The sequence below is a fragment of the Microbacterium sp. NPDC058345 genome (assembly GCF_042723855.1).
Lineage (GTDB): Bacteria > Actinomycetota > Actinomycetes > Actinomycetales > Microbacteriaceae > Microbacterium.
This window is the reverse complement of record NZ_JBHXIG010000001.1, coordinates 830,943-854,753: the sequence shown is the minus strand read 5'-3', so window position 1 is coordinate 854,753 and position 23,811 is coordinate 830,943. Positions and strand designations below refer to the sequence as shown.

Sequence of the window (23,811 nt, the reverse complement as noted above, 5' to 3'; positions counted from 1 at the left end):
ATGGCAAATCGTTGAACAATTCCGACTGCTATGTTCTACACTCGGTGTCATCCGACGCCCCACCAACGACGATGGGAACACCCCTCATGTCCGAGCAGACCCCTGCATCCCTCTCCGCCGAGGACGAAGCCCGACTCACCGCCGCGAAGAAACGGGTCGGTCGCAGTGCCGTCATCGGCGCGATCTTCCTGATGGCGACCAGCGCCATCGGCCCCGGCTTCATCACCCAGACGGCGACCTTCACCCAGACCCTCGGCGCGTCGTTCGCGTTCGCGATCCTCGTCTCGGTGCTCATCGACATCGCCGTGCAGCTGAACGTCTGGCGCATGATCACCTCGTCGGGCAAGCGCGCCGGCGAGCTGGCCAACAGTGCCATCCCGTTCTCCGGTCATGTCATCGCAGTGCTCGTCATCATCGGCGGCCTCGCGTTCAACATCGGCAACATCGCCGGCGGCGGGCTCGGCCTCAACGCCCTGCTCGGCATCGACCCGAAGCTCGGCGGCCTGATCACCGGTGCCCTCGCGATCGTGCTCTTCCTCATCAAGAAGGCCGGCCGGGTGATGGACATCGTGCTCATCGTGCTGGGGCTCGGCATGATCGTGATGACGGTGATCGTCGCCTTCATCTCACAGCCGCCCGTCGGCGACGCTCTGCGCCAGACGATCCTGCCCGACACGCTGGACTTCGCGACGATCACCACGATCGTGGGCGGCACCGTCGGCGGGTACATCACGTACTCGGGCGCACACCGCTACCTCGACTCGGGTCAGACCGGCCCCGAGCACGCGGGCCCGGTCATGCGCGCCGCCGCGAACGGAATCTTCGTCACCGGCATCATGCGCTACGTGCTGTTCCTCGCGATCCTGGGCGTCGTGGCCTCGGGCGTGACGCTGGATCTGACGACCGACGCGGCGAACCCGGCCGGCCAGGCCTTCGGCGCCGCGCTCGGCGAAGCCGGCCTGCGCATCTTCGGCGCCATCTTCTGGGCTGCCGCCATCAGCTCCGTGATCGGCGCCGCGTACACCTCGGCGTCGTTCCTGTCGACGTTCCACAAGCGCTTCTTCGGCGGCTGGTCGCTGCAGCTGGCCACCGTCGTGTTCATCGTCGTCTCGCTGATCGTGTACCTGCTGATCGGCACGGCCCCGGCGGCGATCCTGGTGTTCGTCGGCGGGTTCAACGGCCTGATCCTGCCCATCGGTCTCACGGTGTTCATGTACATCGGCTGGTTCCGCCGTGACCTGCTCGGTGCGAAGAAGTACCCGCTGTGGCTGCTCATCGCCGGCACGCTCGTGACGATCCTCACCTGGTACATGGGCATCGTCTCGGTCGGCCCGATCTTCGCCTTCCTCGGCATCGGAGCGTGAGAATCGATCGGAGCGCACCCACACGGAACGGAGCATGACATGGCGACCATCGACCTGAACTCGGACCTCGGCGAGAACACACCCGAACGCGTCGTCGGCGACGACGCGGCGATGCTCGAGATCGTGACCAGCGCGAACGTGTCGTGCGGGTTCCACGCGGGCAGCCCCGAGGGCATCCGCCAGACCCTCGCCGCGGCCGTCGCGAACGGTGTCGTCATCGGTGCGCACCCCGGTTACCGCGACTACGAGAACTTCGGTCGCACCAACGTGGAGATCGATTCGAAGACCCTGCAGGCGCACGTGGAGTACCAGCTCGGTGCTCTCGCCGGGCTCGCCGCGGCGGTCGGCGGCGCGGTCGCCTACGTCAAACCGCACGGCGCCCTGTACAACACGATCGCCCGCGACGAGCGGCAGGCGAAGGACGTGGTCGCGGCGATCACGGCGATCGACCAGGGTCTGGTGCTGCTCGGCCTGGCCGGCGGTGTCGTGCTCGACGTCGCCGAGAAGGCGGGTCTGCAGGTGGCCGCCGAGGCGTTCGCCGACCGCGCCTACCAGCCCGACGGGCAGCTCGTCTCGCGCACCCAGGAGGGCGCGGTGCTGCACGACGCCTCATCCGTCGCCGAACGCATGGTGCGCCTCGCCGAGAGCGGTGTGATCCGCGCGATCGACGGCAGCGACGTGCGCGTCGAGGCGCAGTCGATCTGCGTGCACGGAGACAGCGCCGGCGCGATCGCGATGGCGGCCGAGACCAAGCGGATGCTGCAGGCCGCCGGTGTCACGATCGCACCGTTCGCCACGCGGGAGGCCTGACATGCCCGTCGTCGCGACCCCCGACCAGCTCAGCGCCGCGCGAGCCGCCCGCACGGCCTACCGGGAGGGGCTGGCCGAACCCACCAGCGGCGTGGCGGCGGGTCTGACCCAGGCGAACCTCATCGCCGTGCCGGCCGACTGGGCGTTCGAGACGCTGCTGTACGCGCAGCGCAACCCGAAACCGTGCCCGGTGCTCGAGGTCATCGAGCAGGGGCGGGTGGAATCCTCGCTCGCCGCCGGCAGTGACATCCGCACCGACATCGGCCGGTACCGCATCTGGCGCGACGGCGAGCTCGCCGGAGAAGTCGGCGATGCCCGCGACGCGTGGGAGGAGCATCCCGACCTCGTCGCCTTCCTGATCGGATGCAGCTTCACCTTCGAGACGGGTCTCGCCGAGGCCGGCATCCCGATCCGCCACCAGCAGCTGGGACGCAACGTGCCGATGTACCGCACGAACGTCGAGTGCGCGCCCGCCGGGCGCCTGCGCGGCGAGATGGTCGTCTCGATGCGGCCGATCCCCGCCACGCGCGTGGCGGATGCCGTGCAGATCTCGGGCCGCACCCCGGCGGTGCACGGCGCCCCCGTGCACATCGGCGACCCCGCATCGCTGGGCATCGCCGACCTGAGCAGGCCCGACTTCGGCGACGCGCCGGAGGTGCGCGACGGCGAGATCCCCGTCTTCTGGGCGTGCGGCGTCACTCCCCAGGCGGCGATCATGGCATCGAAGCCGCCGTTCGCGGTGACGCACGCCCCCGGCTACATGTTCGTCACCGACGTGCCGGACGCGGAGTACGTCGTCTGATGCGCATCCTCACCGCCTCCGATCGTGCGCTGCTCGTCGAGGCCGCCGACCTCGACGAGGCGATGCGCCTCAACCTGGCGTGGGACCCGGTGCCCGGAGTGGTCGAGCGCATCCCCGGAGCGCGCACCGTGCTGGTGCGCTTCGACCCGTCGCGGGTCTCGGCGCAGGCACTCGCCGAGACACTCGCGGCGACCACGGTGGATGCCGAGCACGTACCGCACACGCGCGAGGTGACCATCCCGGTGCACTACGACGGCGAGGACCTCGACGACGTCGCAGCGCTGCTGGCCGTCTCCGCGGAGGAGGTCGTGAACCGCCACCTGGCCGCAGAATGGCAGGTCGCGTTCTCGGGCTTCGCGCCCGGCTTCGGGTACACCGTCAGCGACGATCCGCTGTTCGACGTTCCGCGCCGGTCGTCGCCGCGTACCCGGGTGCCCGCGGGCTCGGTGGCTCTCGCCGGCCACTTCACCGGCGTCTACCCGCGCGAGAGCCCCGGCGGGTGGCAGCTGATCGGGCGCACGGACGCGGTGATGTGGGACATCGATCGCGATCCGCCCGCGCTGCTGTCCCCCGGCACCCTCGTGCGCTTCGAGCGGGCCGAGCGGGAGACGGCGTCGGGGGGCGGCGATTCCGGGACAGCAGACGCCGTGCGCCCCGGTTCGGCTCGCACGAGCGCGGACGCGGCCGCGAACACCGCCGCGAGCACGTCCGCGAACACGGGCGCGGATGCGGGCGCGCGCGGGGTGGAGGTCGCCCGGGGGGCGCTGCAGCTGCTCGTGCAGGACCTCGGGCGCTTCGGGCATGCCGCCCTCGGCGTCTCGGCATCCGGGGCGGCGGACCGGGTCGCGCTGCGCGATGCCAACCGCGCCGTCGGGAACGATCAGGGCGCCGCCGTGCTCGAGATCGTCGGGGGCGCCGTGCTGCGGTTCCACGGTGACGGTGTCGCCGCCGTGACCGGCGCCGGGGGCGAGCTGACGCTGACGGATGCTGCCGGTGTTGCACGGAACGCTCCGCACGGCGCTCCGTTCGCCACGGTCGACGGCGACGAGCTGCATCTCGGCAGCCCCACCCACGGCCTGCGGTACGTCGTCGCCGTGCGCGGCGGCGTGCTCGCCCCGACCGCCCTCGGCAGCCGGTCCGCCGACACGCTCGCCGGGCTCGGGCCCGCACCGCTCACCCAGGGCGACGTCGTCGGCATCGGGACGGCGGCCCCGTACGCCGTCGACCCCCACCCGCTGTCCCGCATGCTGCCGGCATCCGGCGATCTCGTCGAGCTCGACATCACCCTCGGCCCGCGCGACGACTGGTTCACCCGGGCGGCGCTGCGCACCCTCACCGAGCAGGAATGGCTGGTCACCCCGCGATCCGACCGCGTCGGCATCCGGCTGCACGGCGACGTGCCGCTGGAGCGCGAGACCACCGGTGAGCTGCCCAGCGAAGGCGCGGTGAACGGCGCGATCCAGGTGCCGCCGGAAGGCCAGCCCGTGCTGTTCCTGCCCGACCACCCGCTCACCGGCGGCTACCCGATCATCGGCGCGCTCACCGACCGCTGCCTCGACCTCGCCGGGCAGCTGCCGCCGGGCGCCCGCATCCGCTTCCGCATCGCCACCGAGAAGAGCCCGTCATGAAGAAGATCCTGATCGCCAACCGCGGCGAGATCGCCGTGCGCGTGATCCGCGCGTGCGCCGATGCCGGGTACGCCTCGGTCGCCGTCTACGCCGACCAGGATGCCGACGCGATGCACGTGCGGCTGGCCGATGAAGCCGTCGGACTGGGCGCGGCGACCGCCGCCGAGACCTACCTCTCCGTCGATGCCCTGCTGCGCGCCGCCTCGATGTCCGGCGCGGATGCCGTGCATCCGGGCTACGGGTTCCTCTCCGAGAGCGCGGCCTTCGCACGCGCCGTCGAGGAGGCGGGGCTGGTCTGGATCGGACCGAGCCCGGCGAGCATCGACGCACTCGGCGACAAGATGACCGCCCGGCGCATCGCGCAGAAGGTCGGCGCGCCGCTCGCCGCCGGCACCGACCAGCCGCTCGCCGGTGCCGGCGAGGCCGTCGCGTTCGCCGAGCAGCACGGGCTTCCCATCGCCATCAAGGCGGCGTTCGGCGGAGGAGGACGCGGCCTCAAGGTGGTGCGCGAGCTCGCCGAGGTCGCCGAGGCGTTCGACGCCGCAACCCGCGAGGCGATCGTCGCCTTCGGGCGCGGCGAGTGCTTCGTGGAGCGCTTCCTCGAGAGCCCCCGGCACATCGAGGTGCAGGTCCTCGGCGACGGCCGTGGCGGTGTGGTCGCGGTCGGCGACCGCGACTGCTCGATGCAGCGCCGCAACCAGAAGCTCATCGAGGAGGCGCCGGCGCCGGGGCTGACACCCGAGCAGCGGAACACGATCCACGACGCCGCCCGGCGCATCTGCGCCGAGGTCGACTACCGCGGCGCCGGTACGGTCGAGTTCCTGCTCGCCGCCGACGGCACGATCTCGTTCCTCGAGGTGAACACCCGGCTGCAGGTCGAGCATCCGGTCACCGAAGAGGTCACCGGAGTCGACCTGGTGCGCGAGCAGTTCCGCATCGCCTTCGACGACGGCCCCTCGATCAGCGAGACTCCCGAGCCGCGCGGGCACGCCTTCGAGTTCCGCATCAACGCCGAGGATCCCGGTCGCGGCTTTCTGCCCAGCCCCGCCGAGGTCACGGTGCTGCGGGTGCCCGGCGGTCCGGGCGTGCGCTGGGACAGCGGCATCGAGGCGGCGGATGCCGTGCAGCCGGCGTTCGACTCGATGATCGCGAAGCTCATCGTGCACGCCGTGTCGCGCGACGCCGCCCTGGTGCGCGCGCGTCGCGCGCTGCGCGAGCTCTCCGTCGAGGGTCCCGCGACGGTGATCGGGTTCGACCGGCTGGCGATCGACGCTCCGGAGTTCTCGACCGACGGCTTCGCGGTGCACACCCAGTGGATCGAGAGCACGCTGCTGCCGCGGCTCGAGCCGCAGCTGCGGCCGGCGCCGGTGACGGATGCCGCGCTGCAGCGCTTCCCCGTAGAGATCGACGGGCGGCGCGTGATGCTCGGCCTGCCGAGCGCGCTGCTCGCCGGCTTCGCGGCCGGTGCCGGAGCACCCGCCCCCCTGATGGACGTGGCGGACGCCGCCGAGCTGCACGCCCCCGTGCCCGGGACGCTGGTGCGCTGGCTCGCCGAAGACGGCGCCGAGGTCGCCGAGGGTGACACCGTCGCCGTGCTCGACGCCATGAAGATGGAGACCCCGGTCACCGCGCACCGGGCCGGTGCGCTGGCGCATGGCGCCGACGTGGGGGAGATGGTCGCGGCGGACGCCGTGATCGGGCGGATCGGCTGACTCCCGCATCCGCCGCGTCGCGTGCACGTCCTTCGGATGCCGGCGCTCAGGCCTCCGCGGCGTGGAAGGCGAGCATCCGCACCGCAGCCTCGATCGTCGCCGACAGCACCTCGTCGGGGTCGCCGTCGAGGTCGAGTCGCCGGTGACCGGTCGCGGAGCGGGTGGCCCAGCCGAGGTAGACGGTTCCCGGCGGGTGCCCGTCCTGAGGATCCGGACCGCCCACGCCCGTGGTCGAGACGGCGAGGTCGACGTCGAAGAGCTCGCGCGCGCCGCGGGCGAGCTGCTCGGCGCACTCCGCGGAGCAGGGATCGGTGCCCGGTCTGAGGCCGAGCACGCGCTCCTTCACCTCGGTCATGTAGGCGGTGATGCCGCCGGCGAACCATTCACTGGCGCTCTCGCCCTCGCCCACGGCGCCGGCCAGAGTGCCCGATGTCAGCGACTCCGCCACCGCGACCCGGATGCCCCGGGAGCGGGCGAGGTCGCTGAGCTGCGTCACGTCGTCCATGTCGCCCGAGGCTACCCGGACGCCGGTCGACGGAGCCAGGGCTTGACACCCGGCGGCGTGGCTGCGCACCGCGGGGAGCTTTCGCACCGCTCAGCGCTTCTCAAGAGCGGGATCCTTCTCGCAGCCGGCAAGGCGAAGGTCCCGGATGCCGCAGCATCCGGGACCTTCGGAACTCACTCGGGGTCGCCGCCGAGCGGGCCGACGGCGGGAATCGGCCCGCCGTCGTCGGCGCCGGTCCGGCGCGCCCGGGCGATCGCGTTGCCCAGGTGGTAGATGAGGAGCGCCGCGACCGTTCCGAGCACGATCGCGCCGAGCTGGAACGCGCCCCAGCTCATCGCGAAGCCGCCGACGGCGATCACGAACGACACCGCGACGGTGTACTGGTTCACCGGGCGGGAGAAGTCGACGCGGTTGTCGACCCAGATCTTGATGCCGATGACCCCGATCAGGCCGTACAGCGCGGTGGTGACACCGCCGAGCACGCCGGCCGGGATCGTGTTGAAGATGAAGCCGACCTTCGGCGAGAAGGCCAGCAGGATCGCCGCGGCGCCGGCCACCCAGTAGGCGGCCGTGGAGTACACGCGCGTGGCGGCCATGACGCCGATGTTCTCGCCGTAGGTGGTGGTGGCGGAGCCGCCGAACCCGCCCGCGAGCGTGGTGGCGAGGCCGTCGGCGACGAGGGCGCGGCCGGTGTGCTCGTTGATCGACGGGTCGTTCGTCATGGTGGCGACGCCGCGCACGTGACCGACGTTCTCGGCGATGAGCACGAGGACGACCGGCAGGAACATCGGCACGTACAGCCAGGCGGCCGGGTCGGTGACGGCGGCGAGATGGAAGTCGGGCAGACCGACCCAGGCGGCGTCCTCGATGCCGTCGAACGTCACCTGGCCGGTGAAGATCGCCACCAGATAGCCGACGATCACGCCCAGGAAGATCGAGATGCGCCCGAGGAACCCGCGGAACAGCACACTGAACAGAACGACGGCGACCAGTGTCACGGAGGCGAGCTCGGGCTGGAGCGTGAAGTTGTTCCAGGCGGCGGGGGCCAGGTTGAAGCCGATCAGAGCGACGATGGAGCCGGCCACGACGGGTGGCATGAACCGGTCGATCCAGCGCACGCCGACGGCCTGCACGAGGAAGCCGACACCGGCGAGCAGCACGCCGACGACGACCACGCCCAGCAGCGCCTGGGTGATCTGCTGCGCCGTCTCGAGGGCCTGGCCGGCGTTGATCGCGGTGATCGGCGCGAGGAACGCGAACGACGAGCCGAGATAGCTGGGCAGGCGGTTGCGGGTGAGCAGCAGGAACAGCAGCGTGCCGATGCCCGAGAACAGCAGCGTGGTCGAGACCGGGAAGCCCGTGATGATCGGCACCAGGAACGTGGCGCCGAACATCGCGACGACGTGCTGTGCGCCGATCGCGAAGGTGGCGGGCCAGTTCAGCCGCTCCTCAGGACGGACGACCTGGTCGGGGGCGACGTTGCGGCCGTCGCCATGGATCTTCCACACCGGCATGCGGGCTCCTCGGGAGTCGGGATCAGGGCCGAGGAAACACTATCGGTTCGGACCGGCCGCGCCGGCCCGGAAGGGATCGGATGCGGTTAGCTGCGGTCAGCTGCGCAGGCGGTCGATCAGCTCGCGGTAGCGGTCGGCGGTGCGGGCGACGATCTCGTCGGGCAGCGCCGGCGGCTCACCCTGCTTGTCCCAGTTCGCCGCGAGCCAGTCGCGCACGATTTGCTTGTCGAAGCTCGCCATGCGCTCGTCCGGCGTGCTGCCGCTTCGCCACGCCGCGGCATCCCAGTAGCGGGAGGAGTCGCTGGTCAGCGCCTCGTCGGCCAGACGCAGGATGCCGTCGGCATCCGTGCCGAACTCGAACTTCGTGTCGGCGAGGATCAGGCCCTTCTCGGCGGCGTAGTCGGCGGCCCGCCGGTAGACGTCGATCGAGACGTCGCGTAACTGGGTGGCCCGCTCTTCGCCGACGAGCTCGACGACCCGCTGGAAGGTGATGTTCTCATCGTGCTCGCCCATCGGCGCCTTGTATGCGGGGGTGAACAGAGGCTCAGGCAGCCGATCGCCGTTCTTGAGCCCGGCAGGGAGCGGGATGCCGCACACCGTGCCGCGCTCGACGTACTCCGCCCAGCCCGATCCCGTGAGGTAGCCGCGCACGACGCACTCGATCGGCAGCATCTCCAGCGCCATGGCCAGCATGGCGCGCCCGGCCACCGCATCCGGGATGTTCCCTTCGGCAAGGTGATTCGGCACGTCGGCGAGCTTGCCGAACCACCATGTGCTCAGTGTGGTGAGCAGCTCGCCCTTCTCGGGGATGCCGGGGGAGAGCACGACGTCGAAGGCGCTCACCCGATCGGATGCCACCACGAGGATGCGCGTGTCGGCGGGATCCTCCGAGGCGTACAGGTCGCGGACCTTGCCGGAGTAGATGTGTCGCCAGCCGGGGATCTGAAGAGGGGAGCTCACGCGTCCATTATCCCGGTCGGCTGCGTGTCTTCCCCGGCGCAGTATGGCTACCACCGAATTTCGACATCTAGATCACGTATTCCCTTAACCGCGACGACACGCTACGGTCGGCTATTACGAAACCGATGTTTCGTTTGTTCCGACGCAGTGCCGCGTCCCATCGGCTGCGCGTCCGGGATTAGACGAGACCGATGGCGCGATACGCGCCGGTGAGGAGATCCCGTGCCGTCCGCACGCAGACACCCCTTCAGATCGATGATCGCTCTCTTGGCATCCGCCGCACTGGTCTTCACGGCCGCGCCGGCGGGAGCGGAGACCGATCCAGCGGCTACGCCGTTCCACGGCCTCGGCTTCGGCGAAGAACAGCGCGTCGGCATCCCCGTGCAGGTGCCGAGCATCATCGACATGGCCTTCGGCGAGCTCGACGGCCGCACCGTCGGATACACCGCGACGTCTTCGGACGGCTCACTGCTGAACGTCATCGACATCGCGTCGAACACCTTCGTACAGGGCGCGGAGATGCCGAGCGTGATCCAGGTCTGGAAGCTCGAGATCGCGCCCAACGGCAAGGTGTACGTGGCGGCGATCGGGAAGGACGCCGGCGGCGGACAGCGCGGCGAACTCTGGATCTACGATCCCGAGGCGAACTCCGCCGTCTTCGCGGGTGCGGTGCCGGGATCGAGCTCGAACTGGTCGATGGTCATCGACGACCAGTCGAACGCCTACATCGGCACATACAAGACCGGCGAGGTCGTGAAGTACGACGCCGCAGCCGACACGTTCACCCGGTGGGACCGGGTCGAAGGCGAGGAGTACGTACGCTCCATCGAGTATCACGACGGCTACGTCTATGCGGGAACCGGCGCCACCGGCGCGGTCGTGAAGATCGACGCGGGCGCCCCCTCGCACCGTGAGCGCATCTCTGACCCGCTGCTCGACATCTTCGGCGTCGACGCGCTGCCGTGGGCCTACGACATGCAGAAGGTCGGCGACTGGCTCGTGGTGAACTTCTCGGGCGACCTGGCGGCGACCGCTTTCTACAACCTCGAGACGCAGCAGTGGAGCACGAAGACGCTGAACAAGAGCGCCATCGCGGGAACTCCCACGCGCAACGGGAACCCGGGCTTCACTCAGCTGGCACCGCGCGACGGCAAGATCTACCTCACGTACAACGGCACGATCGCCGAGGTGGATTTGAGCGGGGAGGAGCCGGTGTTCTCGGACGCCGGCATCCCGTTCGGCCTGGGCATGCGCGGACAGGCGTGGGTCGATCTCGGCGAGGCCGGGCACCCCGGTGAGTGGCTCGTCACCGCATCCCGTCAGGGGCCGCTGCGTGCCCTCGACCTGGTGAACGGGAAGTCGATCTCTCTGCCGAACGCGGTGCAGACCAGTGCCGGCACTCCGCTGCACACGGCCGGAGTGAACGCCGACGGCGACGTCTACATGGTGACCTACCCCGCCGGCACCGGTGCGGTGTACGACACCACCACGGGCGCGTTCGCGAACTTCCCCGCCGAGCAGGCCGAGTCGATGCTCACCGTCGGAGACACCACCTACTTCGGCCTCTACCCCGGCGGTCACATCGACCGGGTGGTGACAGGGGAGAGCGGGCGGCCGCAGTCGTCGCGCCTGTTCACGATCGGAGACGGTCAGGACCGCCCGTACCACATGGTCGAAGCCGACGGGAAGCTCTTCATCGGCTCCATCCCCGGCTACGGCCTGCACCAGGGCGCGCTCACGATCCACGATCTCGCCACCGGCGAGACGACGGTCGAGAAGGGGATCGTCGAGAACCAGAGCGTGATCGGCCTCGCCGTCAGGGATGGGATCGTGTACGGCTCGACCACCATCGTCGGGGGACTCGGCGCTGAGCCGATCGCGACCGAGGCGAAGATGTTCACCTACGACGTCGCCCGGGGCGAGAAGACGGGCGAGTACTCGCTCGACCTGCCGTCAGGGCAGTCGCCGAAGCACATCAGCGCCCTGTCGTTCGGCCCCGACGGCAACCTGTGGGGCACCACCGACGGCTGGGTGTTCGCGCTCGATCCCGAGACGATGCAGGTCATCGAATCGAAATCGAAGAACATCCTCCCCGACGTCACCCGCTATGGGATGTGGCGCCCGATGAGCTTCGACTGGTACGACGGCAAGCTGCTCATCAACGTCGCTTCGCGTCTGACGGTAGTCGACCCCGAGACGATGGAACACCGAATCGTCACGGATCCCGACGAGGAGCTCGCGCGCTTCGTCATCGCGCCGCTCGCGCCGAAGCACCGAGACGACCCCGGTGTGGAGCAGGAGGGCATCTATCTCTTCGGCACTTCGGCGCCGGACACGCTGCGCGTGATCCCGCTGCGGACGCCTCCCGTTCAGGGCGATCCGGTGCTGAGCCTGAGCGCGCCGGCAGTCCGCGCGGGTGAGACGGTCGACGTCGCGCTGTCCGGATTCGCACCGGATGCCGCGATCTCGCTCTGGCTGGGCGACCGCAGGCTCGAAGATGTCACGATCGACGCGAAGGGCGGGATGACGCTGGCGCTGAGCATCCCGGCCGCGACGACGGCAGGCGTCTACGACCTGGCCGCCAAGGATGAGTCGGGAGCAGTGGTCGCTTCCGCGGCCTTGACCGTCGAAGACGCGGGAATCCCTGTCGTGCCCGTCCTCGCGCTGTCCGCCGACACCGTGCGCGCCGGCGACCGGCTCGATGTGCGCCTCAGCGGATTCGCGGCGGATCAGACCGTGCAGCTCTGGATGCACTCCACACCCGTGCGTCTCGGTGACGTGGTGATCGGCGACGACGGTACCGGCTCCGCGACGCTGGTCATTCCCGCATCCAGCGCGGCCGGTGACCATGCGGTCGTGGCGACGGATGCGGATGGCGTCGAGCTGGCCCGTGCCGACGTCGCCGTCACGGCGGGCGATGGCGACGCCGGCGATCAGGGGCAGCTGCCGCAGACGGGATCCGACGGGGCGCTGTGGCTCAGCGTCGCGCTCGCCGCGCTGGCGACGATCGCCCTCGGGGTCTGGATGCGCCGTCGCAAGTTGAGCTGACGCGGGCGCCTTCCGGCATCCTCCCCGTCGTTCACTCATCCGACGGGGAGGATGCTGACGCGGGGCGTGGTTCCCCTCCGACCCACGCCCCGCGCTCCCACCTGTCCCCCAGTTCAGCTGGGCGTACTCCTGCCTGACACGACCGTCTCGCCGGCCGCCGTGCGCAGCACCGCATCGACGATCCGCTCGGGCGACTCGTCCTAGATCGGCGCGGTGCTGCACATCTCCGCCGGCACGGTCAAGACGCACCTCGAGCAGGTGTTCGCCAAGCTCGGCGTGCGCAGCTGCGTGCAGGTGGGTGTCATCCTCGAGCGTGCCGGACTGGGTCCGGGCGACCTCTGATCGCCGTTCGGACGTCGGTGCCCCGGGTGTAACGTTGCCCGGTGACTTCCGCTCCGACATCCCCCGTCAAGGTCCGCAGCCCCTGGCCCGCGCTCTGGGCGCTCGTCATCGGGTTCTTCATGATCCTGGTCGACACGACGATCGTGTCGGTGGCGAACCCGGCGATCAAGGCCGCACTCGATCCCGACACGAACAACCTCGACAACGTCGTGTGGGTCACCAGTGCCTACCTGCTCGCCTATGCCGTGCCGCTGCTCATCACCGGGCGACTCGGCGACCGCTTCGGCCCGAAGAACATCTACCTGATCGGGCTGGTCGTCTTCACGGCATCCTCGCTGTGGTGCGGTCTGTCGTCCACGCTCGAGGGGCTCATCGCGGCCCGTGCCGCGCAGGGTCTCGGCGCGGCGTTCATGACGCCGCAGACCATGGCCGTCATCACCCGCACATTCCCGCCCGCCCGGCGTGGCGCGGCGATGGGCCTGTGGGGCGCGACGGCAGGAGTGGCGACCCTGGTCGGACCACTCGTCGGCGGTCTGCTGGTCGACGGCTTCGGCTGGGAGTGGATCTTCTTCATCAACGTGCCCGTCGGCATCCTGGGTTTCGTCATGGCATGGATGCTCGTGCCCAAACTCGAGACGCACCCGCACCGGTTCGATCTGGTCGGTGTGGTGCTCAGCGCCGCTTCGCTGTTCCTCATCGTGTTCGGACTGCAGGAGGGTGAGAAGTACGACTGGGGCGTGATCGTGGGACCGATCTCGGTGTGGGGCCTGATCGGTGCCGGGTTGCTGCTGCTGATCGTGTTCGTGCTGCAGCAGTGGAAGACCCGAAGTGAGCCGCTGGTGCCGCTTCAGCTGTTCCGCGATCGCAACTTCGCCGGCGCGAACGTCGGCATCGCCGCCGTCGGCTTCACCGTGACCGGCATGTCGCTGCCCTTCATGTTCTTCCTGCAGCTGGCTCGGGGGCTCAGCCCCACCGAGGCGGCGCTGCTGATGATCCCGATGGCGGTGATCTCGGGTGCCCTGGCGCCGTTCGCCGGCTCCCTGCTCGACCGGGTCGACCCACGCTTCATCCTCATCCCCGGACTGCTCTGCGTCGGCGGAGGTGTGCTGTGGAACGCCGCGCTGATGAACGTGGATTCGCCGACCTGGATGTTCCTGCTGCCGTCCGCCCTGCTCGGCGTCGGCAACGCGGGAATGTGGGGCCCGCTGGCGACGACCGCAACCCGCAATCTGCCTCCGCGCCAGGCCGGCGCCGGCGCCGGCATCTACAACACCACGCGGACGATCGGGTCCGTCGTCGGGTCGTCGGCGATCGCGGCATTCATGCAGGCGCGGCTCGAGGCCAACCTGCCGGGTCTCGGTGACGCGCCCGCCGGCATCGGCTCCGGCGGCGCCGCGCTGCCCGACGTCGTGGCCGAGGGTTTCTCCGCGGGGATGGCCCAGTCGATGCTGTTGCCGGCCTCCGTCATGGTCGTCGCGCTGGTCGCCTCGCTCTTCCTGCGTCGCCATCGGACGCAGAACGAGGATGCTCCTCGCTGACGCGGCATCCCGGTTCACCGTGAAGGCCGCCCGACAGTGCGTCGGGCGCCCGTCGTGGCGTCAGCGGTCAGCGGTCAGCGGTCAGCGCGTGGCGAAGGCGGCGTCGAACGCGGCATCCGACGGCCGGTACGACGACAGCTTCCTCACGAACTCGAGCGCTTCCGGCGCCCCCAGCAGCCGGTCCATGCCGGCGTCCTCCCACTCGACCGAGAGCGGCCCCTCGTACCCGATCGCGTTCAGCATCCGGAACGCGTCCTCCCAGGGCACGTCACCGTGACCGGTGGAGATGAAGTCCCAGCCGCGACGCGGGTCGGCCCACGGCAGGTGCGAGGACAGCCGCCCGTTGCGTCCGTTGCCGAGGCGCTTCTTCGTGTCCTTGCAGTGCACGTGGTAGATGCGGTCCTTGAAGTCCCACAGGAACGCGACCGGATCGATGTCCTGCCACACCATGTGCGACGGGTCCCAGTTGAGTCCGAACGCCTCGCGGTGCCCGATCGCCTCCAGAGTGCGGACGGTCGTCCAGTAGTCGTATGCGATCTCGGAGGGATGGACCTCGTGCGCGAAGCGCACGCCGACCTCGTCGAAGACGTCGAGGATGGGGTTCCATCGGTCGGCGAAGTCCTGATACCCCGCCTCGACCATCTCGTCGGTGGCGGGCGGGAACATCGCGACGTACTTCCAGATCGATGAGCCGGTGAACCCGGTGACCGTCTTCACGCCGAGCTTCGCGGCGAGCCGTGCGGTGTTCTTCAGCTCCTCGGCGGCGCGCTGACGCACGCCCTCGGGTTCGCCGTCGCCCCAGACCCGGTCCGACAGCATGCCGCGGTGCCGCTGGTCGATCGGGTCGTCGCAGACGGCCTGGCCCTTGAGGTGGTTCGAGATCGTCCACACCTTCAAACCGTTGCGCTCCAGGATCGCCAGCCGATCCTGCACATAGGCGTCATCGTCCCATCGCCACGGGTCGAGATGATCACCCCAGCAGGCGATCTCGAGCCCGTCGTAGCCCCACTCGCCCGCAAGGCGGCAGACCTCTTCGAACGGCAGGTCGGCCCACTGGCCGGTGAACAGCGTGACTGGTCGTGACATCATCGTCGTCCTCTCGTGCGTGCGGCCGGGCTGTTCCGGTCGCACCGGGTTTCTGGTGTTCAGACGGTGGTCCAGGTGGAGCCTGCGGCCGAGCTGCGCTCGACCGCGTCGAGCACCCGCTGCACCGACAGGCCTTCCGCGAAGGTCGGATGCGGGTCGGAGCCGGCGGAGATCGCCTCCACCAGATCCTTCACCTGATGCGAGAAGCCGTGCTCGTAGCCGAGCATATGTCCGGCGGGCCACCAGCCCGACAGATACGGATGCTCCGGTTCGGTGACCAGGATGCGCGTGAACCCGCGGCGCCCCGGTTCCGCCGACTCGTCGTCGAACTGCAGGGCGTTCAGATCCTCGAGGTTCCAATGCAGCGCCCCCGCATCGCCCGAGACCTCGATCTCGAGCGCGTTCTTGCGGCCGGTGGCGAAGCGGGTGGCTTCGAACGACGCGAGGGCGCCCGAGGAGAGCCGCCCGGTGAACAGGGCGAGGTCGTCGACGGTGACCCGGCCCCGGCCCGTGCCTGCCGTGCCGCCCAGCCCGGAGCTTTCGCCGAGCAGGGGCCGCTCGTGCACGATGGTCTCGAGCACGCCCGAGACCTCGGCGACGCCGAGCCCGGTGACGAACTGCGTCAGGTCGATCGCGTGCGCGCCGATGTCGCCGAGCGCGCCGGAGCCCGCGCGATCCTTGTCGAGGCGCCAGGTCATCGGCGCATCCGCGTCCGCGAGCCAGTCCTGTCGGTAGCTGGCATGCACCTGGCGGATCGATCCGATGCTGCCCGACGCGATCATGTCGCGCATCAGGGTGACGGCGGGCACGCGTCGGTAGGTGAAACCCACCATGGCCCGGATGCCGCGAGTCGCCGCATCCCGCGCGGCATCCGCCATCGCCTCGGCCTCGGCGACAGAGTTCGCGAGCGGCTTCTCGCACAGCACGTGCTTGCCCGCCGCGAGAGCGGCGATGGCGATCTCGGAATGCGTGTCACCGGGAGTGACGATGTCGACCACGTCGATGTCGTCGCGTTCGATCACGGCCCGCCAGTCCGTCGCGTGCTCGGCCCACCCCCACCTGTCGGCGGCGGAGGCCGTCTTCTCGGCGTCCCTTCCCACGATCACCGACATGCGAGGGTGAATCGGAAGGTCGAACGCCGCCGGGGCCTGCCGCCATCCGACCGAGTGCGCGGCCCCCATGAATCCGTGGCCGATCATCGCCACGCGCAGCTGTGCAGACATCATCTCTCCCGGGAAGGGGCGAGGCGGACGCGCCGGAGTGCGTCCGCCTCGCGGTGTGGATCAGGATTCGAAGGCGAGCTCGATGTACTCGTCGACGTTGTCCTTGGTGACCACCGGAGCATCCAGCACGAGGCGGTACGGCACGGTCGGAGTGACCAGGTCGCTGAGGGTCTTGCCCTGGGCGACGAGCCTGGCCAGCGCGATGCCGTCGGCCGCCTGGGTGGACGGGTAGATGACCGTCGCCTTGATGACGCTGTCATCGGCCTTGATGCGATCCATCATGTTGACGCTGCCTGCGCCGCCGACGAGGAAGAACTCGTCGCGACCTGCGGCCTCGATCGCGGCCAGCACGCCGACGCCCTGGTCGTCGTCGTGGTTCCAGATCGCGTCGATCTCGGGGTTCGCGGCGAGCAGCTGGGATGCCGCGCTCTCACCGCCGGCGACGGTGAAGTCCGCCGCGACGCGCGGGCCGACCTCGAGGCCGCAGCCCTCGAGGGCATCCTTGAAGCCCTGGGAGCGGTCCTGCGTGAGCGGCAGCGAGTCGATGCCGGCGATCTCGGCGACGACCGCGTCACTCTGGCCGTCGAGCTGCTCGCAGATGTACGTGCCTGCGCTGACGCCCATGCCGTAGTTGTCGCCGAGGATGGTCGCGCGGGCCGCGAACGGGCTGGAGAACTCGCGATCCACGTTGATGACCGGGATGCCGGCATCCATGGCCTTCTGCGCGACCTGGGTCAGCGCGGCGCCGTCCGTCGGCAGCAGCACGATCGCGTCGACGCCGTCGTTGATGAACTTCTCCACAGCGGCGATCTGCTGGTTCGCGTCGTTGGTACCCTCCGCCTGAAGCAGTTCGACATCGCCGAAGCTCTCGGCAGCGTCGATGGCGCCGGTGTTGATCGCGCCGAGCCAGCCGTGGTCGGCTTCCGGTCCCGACCAGCCGATGGTGACGGTGTCGCCGGTGGCGGCATTCTCCTCGCTGGTGGTTCCCTGATTCGTCTCGGCGTCGCCTTCGTCGCCGGAGCTCGTGCAGCCGGCCAGCAGGCCGACGGCGAAGACGGCGGCCGCGCCTGCCATGAGGGGGCGAAGGCTCCGTGAGCGCATGCGGTGCATGTGTTTCCTCCTTGAATGTGATGCATCTCTGCGTCCGTCACGGCCGTCGCGTGAAGTGCACGCCGTCGCGGGACACGGTCAATGTAACAGAACGCAAGTTGAAGTGAACAGCTTTTGTTTGTAATCCGGTATAAGTCAGAGATTCCCGGGATCATACGAGAATCCGCGACGAGTTGCGGGACTCCTGCGGCCGGAACGTCGACGCTCGGGGGCTCGTGCCGCCATCGCTTGCCGTGTTATCGTCCTCTCGTGATCAAAGATGACCGAACGTCGGCATTACTGGAGATGCGGGGCGTGGAGAAGACCTTCGGTGCCGTGCGCGCACTGCGCGGAGTGGATCTGGAGATCCGCGCCGGCGAAGTGCACTGCCTGCTCGGCCAGAACGGCGCAGGCAAATCCACGCTCATCAAGACGCTCGCCGGTGTCCACGCACCCGACGCGGGCGAGATGCGCTGGAACGGCGAACTCGTCACCATCGACAGCCCCCAGGCCGCCATCGATCTGGGTATCGCGACGATGTACCAGGAGCTCGACGTCGTCGACGACCTGACGGTGTCCGAGAACATCTTCCTCGGACACGAACTCTCGCGAGCCGGTTTCACCCGCCGCAGCGAGACCACAACGCAGGCGCGGGCGCTGCTGAAGCGACTGGGTCATGAGTCGCTTTCTCCGCACGCCGACGTCGGGTCGCTGAGCGCGGCGCAGAAGCAGATCGTGAGCATGGCCAGGGCCCTGTCGCACGACATCAAGTTGATCGTCATGGACGAGCCGTCCGCGGTGCTCGACTCGGAGGAGGTGCGGAACCTCTTCCACATCGTGAAGGAGCTCACCGGCCAGGGGATCGCGGTGATCTACATCACGCACCGCCTGGAGGAGATCCGCACGATCGGCGACCGGATCACCGTGCTGAAGGACGGCGCGAGCACCGCGAGCAACCTCTCGGTCGCCGACACTCCGACGCCCACTCTCATCAAGCACATGACCGGCCGCGTCGTCGAGAACGTCTTCCCCGCAGCCGTGCCGATCGCGGCCGACGCACCCGTGCTGCTCGAGGTCGACGACCTCAGTCTCGACGGCGTCTTCGAGAACGTGTCGTTCTCAGTGCGCGCCGGCGAGATCATCGGGCTCGCCGGACTCGTCGGCTCCGGCCGATCCGAGATCGTCGAGACCGTGTACGGCGCCCGTACTGCGACGTCGGGCAGCGTACGCGTCGAGGGCAGGCCGCTGCCGCACGGCTCGGTGCCCGCCGCCGTTCGCGCGGGCCTCGGGCTCAGTCCTGAGGAGCGGAAGTCTCAGGGGCTCGTCCTCGGCGAGCCGATCTTCCGCAACGTCACACTCTCCTCGTTCGGTCGTGAGGCCAAGGCCGGCTGGCTCGACGAGCGCGCCGAGCGCAGGATCGCGCGCGAGCAGATCGCGGCGATGGAGCTGCGACCGGCGGATCCCGACCTTCCCGCCGGCACCCTCTCCGGCGGCAATCAGCAGAAGATCCTGCTGTCGCGCTGGCTCGTGCACGGCAGCCGCATCCTGCTGCTGGACGAGCCGACACGAGGTGTCGACGTCGGCGCTCGTGCCGAGATCTACGCGCTGATCCGCAACCTCGCCGCGGACGGCCATGCGATCGTCATCATCTCGAGCGAGATCGAGGAAGTCCTCGGTCTCGCTGACACCGTGCTCGTCGTCGGCGACGGGCGCGTGCTGACCACTCTTCCCGCCTCCGAGATCGATGAGCACGGCGTGCTCGACCTCGTCATGAAAGGAACCGCCGCGTGAGCGAGCAGACCCAGACCCTCGCCCCTGAACAGAAGGCGGCGACGTCGCAGAAGCCGGCTTCACCGCTCACGTCGGTGTTCTCCGGCGCTGCAGGACGCAACCTCGGCCTCGTGCTGGCGCTGCTCGCCATCGTCGCCGTCGGCATGCTCACCGCCTTCGACAACTTCTTCAACTTCGGCAATGCGCTGGTCATCCTGCGACAGGCCTCGATCATCGGCGTGATCAGCATCGGCATGACGTTCGTCATCATCTCCGGCGGCATCGACCTCTCCGTCGGCGCGGTGCTCGCCCTGGCATCCGTCGTCGGCTCGCTCGCCGCGATCCAGGACGTCGCCAAGTCGTCGCACTGGATCGTCACCATCGTCGTCGCCCTCGCCGTCGGCGTCGGCGCGGGGCTGATCAACGGTGTCGTCATCGCCTACGGCAAGGTCGCCGCGTTCATGGCGACCCTCGCGATGCTGGTCGGCGCGCGCGGCCTCGCCGAGGTGCTCGCCAACAACCGCACGCTGGTGGTGTCGGACCGCGACTTCCTGCGTGCGATGAACGTCGACCTGCTCGGAGTGGACATCCTCATCTGGATCTTCGCCCTCGTGGCGGTCGGCGGCTGGCTGCTGCTCAACCGCACCACGTTCGGGCGGCGAACGGTGGCGATCGGCGGCAACCGCGAAGCCGCGCGACTCGCAGGAATCAAGGTGAAGCAGCACACCATGTGGCTGTACGCACTCTCGGGTCTCACGGCCGGCATCGCGGCGGTCATGCTGCTCGGACGCACGAACGCCGGGACCTCGACCCACGGCAACCTGTACGAACTCGACGCGATCGCCGCCGTCGTCGTCGGCGGCACGCTGCTGATCGGCGGCCGGGGGACGATCACCGGAACCGTGTTCGGCGTGCTGATCTTCGCGACGCTGAGCAACGTCTTCGTGCAGAACAACATGTCGTCGTCGCTGCAGGCCATCACCAAGGGCGTCATCATCGTCATCGCCGTGCTGCTGCAGCAGCGCTTCGCGGTCGGTCGCATCAAGAAGCGCCGCACGTCGCAGCGCGGAGTGCTGGACGCCGGCGGCGTAAACTCATCGGTTCAGACGCAGGAGTGAACATCCGCTCTCGTGACGCGTCGGTGGCCACGGTTCATGAGCAGCACAGGGGAAGAATGACAGGCAATCTCAGTGCCGCCGGTGCGGGTCAGCTCTTCCAGCTGCTGCGAGACGGCGTGCCCCGCACGCGCGCCGAGCTGGCGAAGTCGTCGGGCCTCGCGCGATCGACCGTGGCGGCTCGGGTCGACGAGCTGATGCGCAGGGGTCTGATCGCGCCGGTCGCCGATGCCGCGTCGACGGGTGGGCGTCCGCCGTCGCAGTTCGCCCTCAATCCCGCCGCGAAGGTGGTCGTGGCCGCCGACATCGGTGCGTCGCACACCACGGTCGCGGTGACAGACCTCGCCGGCACGATCCTCGCCGAGCGCAGCGGTCGCATGGCGGTGGCACTGGGGCCCGAGCCGGTGCTGACCTGGATGGTCGACACGGCGACGCAGCTCGTCGCCGAGGCGGGACTCGACCACGACCAGATCGCCGCCGTCGGTATGGGCGTGCCAGGGCCGGTGGAGTACTCGACCGGCCGGCCGGCCAAGCCCCCGATCATGCCCGGCTGGGACGGGTTCGACGTGCCGGGCTGGGTGCAGCAGCATCTCGAGGTGCCGGTGCTCGTCGACAACGACGTGAACATCTCGGCGCTGGGTGAGCGCGCCGCCGCCTGGCCGTCCACCGACCACCTCATCTTCGTGAAGGTGGCCACGGGTATCGGCGCGGGGATCATCTCCGACGGCAGGCTGCTGCGCGGGGCGCAGGGCATCGCCGGCGACTTCGGCCACGTGCGCGTCGCGCGGGGGGCGGACGTCCCCTGTCACTGCGGGAACACCGGCTGTCTCGAGGCGCTGGCCTCCGGCCCCGCGATCGCCCGGTCCCTCGCCGCGCGTGGGATCGACGCGACCGACGGCAACGACGTGGTCGAACTGGTCAAGAACGGCAGCCTCGAGGCGATCCAGGCGGTGCGGCAGGCCGGACGCGACCTGGGTGAGGTGCTCACGGCATCGGTCAGCCTGCTCAACCCGTCGGTGATCTCGATCGGAGGCGCCATGGCGCGCGTCGGCGAGCATCTCATCGCCGGCGTGCGCGAGATCGTCTACACCCGATCGATGCCCCTCGCGACAGAGCACCTCGCGATCGTGCAGTCGGTCACGGCCGGCGAGGCGGCGGTCCGCGGCGCGAGCATGCTCGCGGTCGAGCACGCCCTGTCGCCCGAGATCCTTCCGCAGAGCTTCGCGCTGAACGGCTGAACCGCTGAACGGCTGAACCGTCGCCGCCCGTCGTCTCGCGCCGGGTCGCGCCTGTGGTGAGATGGACGGATGACGATCGCACTTTCGGCACCCTCCACCGACCTGTTCGATTCCTGGGCCGCGACGGTGGCGGAGTTCGGCGGAGTGCACATCGACGGCGCCGGTCTCGACCTGGGGGCGTCTCCGGATCGCGAGACGTGCGCGGCGTTCGTGGCGAAGGCGCAGCTCTACGGTCGCCCGGGCGCGGCGCTGCCCGAGGGGCACGTGCCGTGCGACTACTTCTGGATCACCGACGAGGGCGAGGTGGTCGGCTTCATCGCGTTCCGTCGGGAGTTGAACGAGGGGCTGCGGCGCGTCGGCGGGCACATCGGCTACTCGGTGCGTCCTTCGCGGCGTCGGCAGGGGATCGCGCGCACCGCGCTCGGCCTCGTGCTCGACCGTGCCCGCACCGAGGGCTACGACCGCGTCATGATCACCTGCGACGACGACAATGCGGGCTCGTTCCGCACGATCGAGGGCGCCGGCGGGGTGCTGCAGGACACGATCGATGCCGCGGATGCCGGGCATGAGCGGCTGCGTCGGTACTGGATCGAACTCTGACCGACGCTTCGGCCGCGCTTCGCACCGAACTGCGGATATCGCTCGACACGAGCGGCGGGCAGACCTGAAATCGTGGTCATTCGAAAGTTTCGCGACGGATTCCCGCGAGAAACCCGGAGATCGCTACTGGACTCGAAGCGGCGATTCGCCTAGTCTGGCGCCACGCGCCGCGCTCGTCCGAACGAGCGGGCGATCCATCCGTGACGGAGGCACCTGGCATGCGCATTCTCATCATCGGCGCCGGAGGCGTGGGGTCGGCGGCCGCGCGGATCGCGACGCGGCGGCACTTCTACGAGCGCCTCGTGATCGCCGACTACGACCCGGCACGTCCGCAGGCGGTCGTCGACACGCTGGGTGACGAGCGCTTCTCCGCCGCGCAGGTCGACGCGTCGTCCGCCGACGCGGTGGCGGCCCTCATCCGAGAGCATCAGGCCACCCACGTGCTCAACGCCGTCGACCCCCGGTTCGTGATGCCGATCTTCGACGGATGCCTCGCCGGCGGTGCCGTCTACCTCGACATGGCGATGAGCCTGTCGCAACGGCATCCGGAGCGGCCGTTCGAACTCACCGGCGTGAAGCTCGGCGACGAGCAGTTCGCGAAGGCCGATGACTGGACGCAGGCCGGACTGCTCGCGCTCGTGGGGATCGGTGTCGAGCCGGGCCTCTCCGACGTGTTCGCACGCTATGCCGAGGACGAGCTGTTCGACGAGATCGAGGAGCTCGGCGTGCGCGACGGCGCGAACCTCGTCGTCGACGGCTACGACTTCGCCCCCTCGTTCTCGATCTGGACGACGATCGAGGAGTGCCTGAACCCGCCCGTGATCTACGAGCAGGATCGCGGCTGGTACACCACCGCACCCTTCTCGGAGCCCGAGGTCTTCGACTTCCCCGAGGGCATCGGCCCGGTGGAGTGCGTCAACGTCGAGCACGAGGAGGTGCTGCTCATGCCGCGCTGGACGCGCGCGAAGCGGGTGACCTTCAAGTACGGCCTCGGCGAGGAGTTCATCGAGGTGCTGAAGGTGCTGAACAAGCTCGGGCTCGACCGCACCGAGAAGGTGACGGTGAAGGGCGTCGAGGTCTCCCCGCGAGACGTCGTCGCCGCGGTACTGCCGGATCCCGCCTCGCTCGGCGATCGCATGAGCGGCAAGACGTGCGCGGGTGTGTGGGTGCGCGGCACAGGCAAGGACGGCATGGCCCGTTCGACCTACCTTTATCACGTGGTCGACAACGAGTGGACGATGGCGGAGTACGGTTCGCAGGCCGTCGTCTGGCAGACCGCTATCAACCCCGTGATCGCCCTGGAGCTGCTGGCGCGCGGCGACTGGTCCGGTTCGGGCGTGCTGGGTCCTGAGGCGTTCGACGCGCGACCGTTCCTCGACCTGCTCGCCGCTCCCGCGCCCGCCGGATACGGCTCACCGTGGGGGATGCAGGAGAAGCCGATCTGACGACGCGGGCCGACCGAAGGTC

At 69.5% G+C, this 23,811-nt stretch carries 19 protein-coding genes; 13 read left to right on the top strand and 6 right to left on the bottom strand.

The window, feature by feature from the left end:
- The first annotated feature begins 86 nt into the window (after positions 1–86).
- The 5 genes from ACFWH5_RS04025 to ACFWH5_RS04005 are packed head-to-tail and all read left to right on the top strand — an operon-like array spanning position 87 to position 6,316.
- Complete coding sequence (locus ACFWH5_RS04025) at positions 87–1,364, top strand: NRAMP family divalent metal transporter (RefSeq protein ID WP_378832042.1); 1,278 nt, start codon at positions 87–89, stop codon at positions 1,362–1,364.
- A gap of 39 nt (positions 1,365–1,403) precedes the next feature.
- Positions 1,404–2,174, top strand: a complete 771-nt coding sequence (locus tag ACFWH5_RS04020) for a LamB/YcsF family protein (RefSeq protein WP_378832039.1) — start codon at positions 1,404–1,406, stop codon at positions 2,172–2,174.
- 1 nt (position 2,175) lies between these two features.
- Entirely contained in the window at positions 2,176–2,976 is an 801-nt protein-coding gene (locus tag ACFWH5_RS04015; RefSeq protein ID WP_378832037.1) for a putative hydro-lyase, read from the top strand.
- The gene (locus ACFWH5_RS04010) at positions 2,976–4,604 is read left to right on the top strand and encodes a carboxyltransferase domain-containing protein (RefSeq protein ID WP_378832035.1); all 1,629 of its coding nucleotides are present in this window, start codon (positions 2,976–2,978) and stop codon (positions 4,602–4,604) included. The genes ACFWH5_RS04015 and ACFWH5_RS04010 overlap by 1 nt, the downstream gene beginning before the upstream one ends.
- Positions 4,601–6,316 carry an acetyl/propionyl/methylcrotonyl-CoA carboxylase subunit alpha gene (locus tag ACFWH5_RS04005; RefSeq protein ID WP_378832033.1) on the top strand — a complete coding sequence of 572 codons (1,716 nt, stop codon included), beginning with the start codon at positions 4,601–4,603 and terminating at the stop codon, positions 6,314–6,316. Before ACFWH5_RS04010 ends, ACFWH5_RS04005 begins: the two co-directional genes overlap by 4 nt.
- Before the next feature lie 46 nt (positions 6,317–6,362).
- Here the strand turns inward: ACFWH5_RS04005 and ACFWH5_RS04000 are convergent, their stop codons facing one another.
- From ACFWH5_RS04000 to ACFWH5_RS03990, 3 genes are all read right to left on the bottom strand, one after another.
- Positions 6,363–6,821 carry a CinA family protein gene (locus ACFWH5_RS04000; protein WP_378832030.1) on the bottom strand — a complete coding sequence of 153 codons (459 nt, stop codon included), beginning with the start codon at positions 6,819–6,821 and terminating at the stop codon, positions 6,363–6,365.
- A 173-nt stretch (positions 6,822–6,994) separates the two neighbouring features.
- On the bottom strand, positions 6,995–8,335 hold the full coding sequence (locus tag ACFWH5_RS03995; RefSeq protein ID WP_378832028.1) for a uracil-xanthine permease family protein: 1,341 nt from the start codon (positions 8,333–8,335) through the stop codon (positions 6,995–6,997).
- Between the two features lie 96 nt (positions 8,336–8,431).
- Positions 8,432–9,295, bottom strand: coding sequence for a phosphoribosylaminoimidazolesuccinocarboxamide synthase (locus ACFWH5_RS03990; RefSeq protein ID WP_378832026.1), 864 nt, complete (start codon positions 9,293–9,295; stop codon positions 8,432–8,434).
- Between the two features lie 267 nt (positions 9,296–9,562).
- Here ACFWH5_RS03990 and ACFWH5_RS03985 point away from each other — a divergent pair, with 267 nt between their 5' ends.
- From ACFWH5_RS03985 to ACFWH5_RS03975, 3 genes are all read left to right on the top strand, one after another.
- Positions 9,563–12,343 (top strand): LPXTG cell wall anchor domain-containing protein, encoded by a 2,781-nt coding sequence (locus ACFWH5_RS03985; RefSeq protein WP_378832024.1) that lies wholly within the window; start codon positions 9,563–9,565, stop codon positions 12,341–12,343.
- A gap of 213 nt (positions 12,344–12,556) precedes the next feature.
- Complete coding sequence (locus ACFWH5_RS03980; protein ID WP_378832022.1) at positions 12,557–12,685, top strand: LuxR C-terminal-related transcriptional regulator; 129 nt, start codon at positions 12,557–12,559, stop codon at positions 12,683–12,685.
- Positions 12,686–12,804: 119 nt separating this feature from the next.
- On the top strand, positions 12,805–14,223 hold the full coding sequence (locus tag ACFWH5_RS03975; protein ID WP_378833530.1) for an MFS transporter: 1,419 nt from the start codon (positions 12,805–12,807) through the stop codon (positions 14,221–14,223).
- 81 nt (positions 14,224–14,304) lie between these two features.
- On the opposite strand, the gene ACFWH5_RS03970 is transcribed toward ACFWH5_RS03975, so the two are convergent.
- From ACFWH5_RS03970 to ACFWH5_RS03960, 3 genes are read right to left on the bottom strand one after another with little or no spacing between them, the layout of a single operon-like run.
- Complete coding sequence (locus tag ACFWH5_RS03970; protein ID WP_378832020.1) at positions 14,305–15,309, bottom strand: sugar phosphate isomerase/epimerase family protein; 1,005 nt, start codon at positions 15,307–15,309, stop codon at positions 14,305–14,307.
- 59 nt (positions 15,310–15,368) lie between these two features.
- Positions 15,369–16,532 (bottom strand): Gfo/Idh/MocA family protein, encoded by a 1,164-nt coding sequence (locus ACFWH5_RS03965; RefSeq protein WP_378832018.1) that lies wholly within the window; start codon positions 16,530–16,532, stop codon positions 15,369–15,371.
- Positions 16,533–16,592: 60 nt separating this feature from the next.
- Positions 16,593–17,633, bottom strand: coding sequence for a substrate-binding domain-containing protein (locus tag ACFWH5_RS03960; protein ID WP_378833528.1), 1,041 nt, complete (start codon positions 17,631–17,633; stop codon positions 16,593–16,595).
- A 294-nt stretch (positions 17,634–17,927) separates the two neighbouring features.
- Between ACFWH5_RS03960 and ACFWH5_RS03955 the strand changes: the two genes are divergently transcribed.
- The 5 genes from ACFWH5_RS03955 to ACFWH5_RS03935 all read left to right on the top strand — a co-directional run bounded on the left by ACFWH5_RS03955 (position 17,928) and on the right by ACFWH5_RS03935 (position 23,789).
- The gene (locus tag ACFWH5_RS03955) at positions 17,928–19,412 is read left to right on the top strand and encodes a sugar ABC transporter ATP-binding protein (protein ID WP_378833526.1); all 1,485 of its coding nucleotides are present in this window, start codon (positions 17,928–17,930) and stop codon (positions 19,410–19,412) included.
- Entirely contained in the window at positions 19,409–20,509 is a 1,101-nt protein-coding gene (locus ACFWH5_RS03950; RefSeq protein WP_378832016.1) for an ABC transporter permease, read from the top strand. Before ACFWH5_RS03955 ends, ACFWH5_RS03950 begins: the two co-directional genes overlap by 4 nt.
- A 56-nt stretch (positions 20,510–20,565) precedes the next feature.
- On the top strand, positions 20,566–21,744 hold the full coding sequence (locus ACFWH5_RS03945; RefSeq protein ID WP_378832014.1) for an ROK family transcriptional regulator: 1,179 nt from the start codon (positions 20,566–20,568) through the stop codon (positions 21,742–21,744).
- Positions 21,745–21,813: 69 nt separating this feature from the next.
- Complete coding sequence (locus ACFWH5_RS03940) at positions 21,814–22,344, top strand: GNAT family N-acetyltransferase (RefSeq protein ID WP_378832012.1); 531 nt, start codon at positions 21,814–21,816, stop codon at positions 22,342–22,344.
- Positions 22,345–22,562: 218 nt separating this feature from the next.
- Positions 22,563–23,789 (top strand): saccharopine dehydrogenase family protein, encoded by a 1,227-nt coding sequence (locus ACFWH5_RS03935; protein ID WP_378832010.1) that lies wholly within the window; start codon positions 22,563–22,565, stop codon positions 23,787–23,789.
- Positions 23,790–23,811 lie beyond the last annotated feature (22 nt).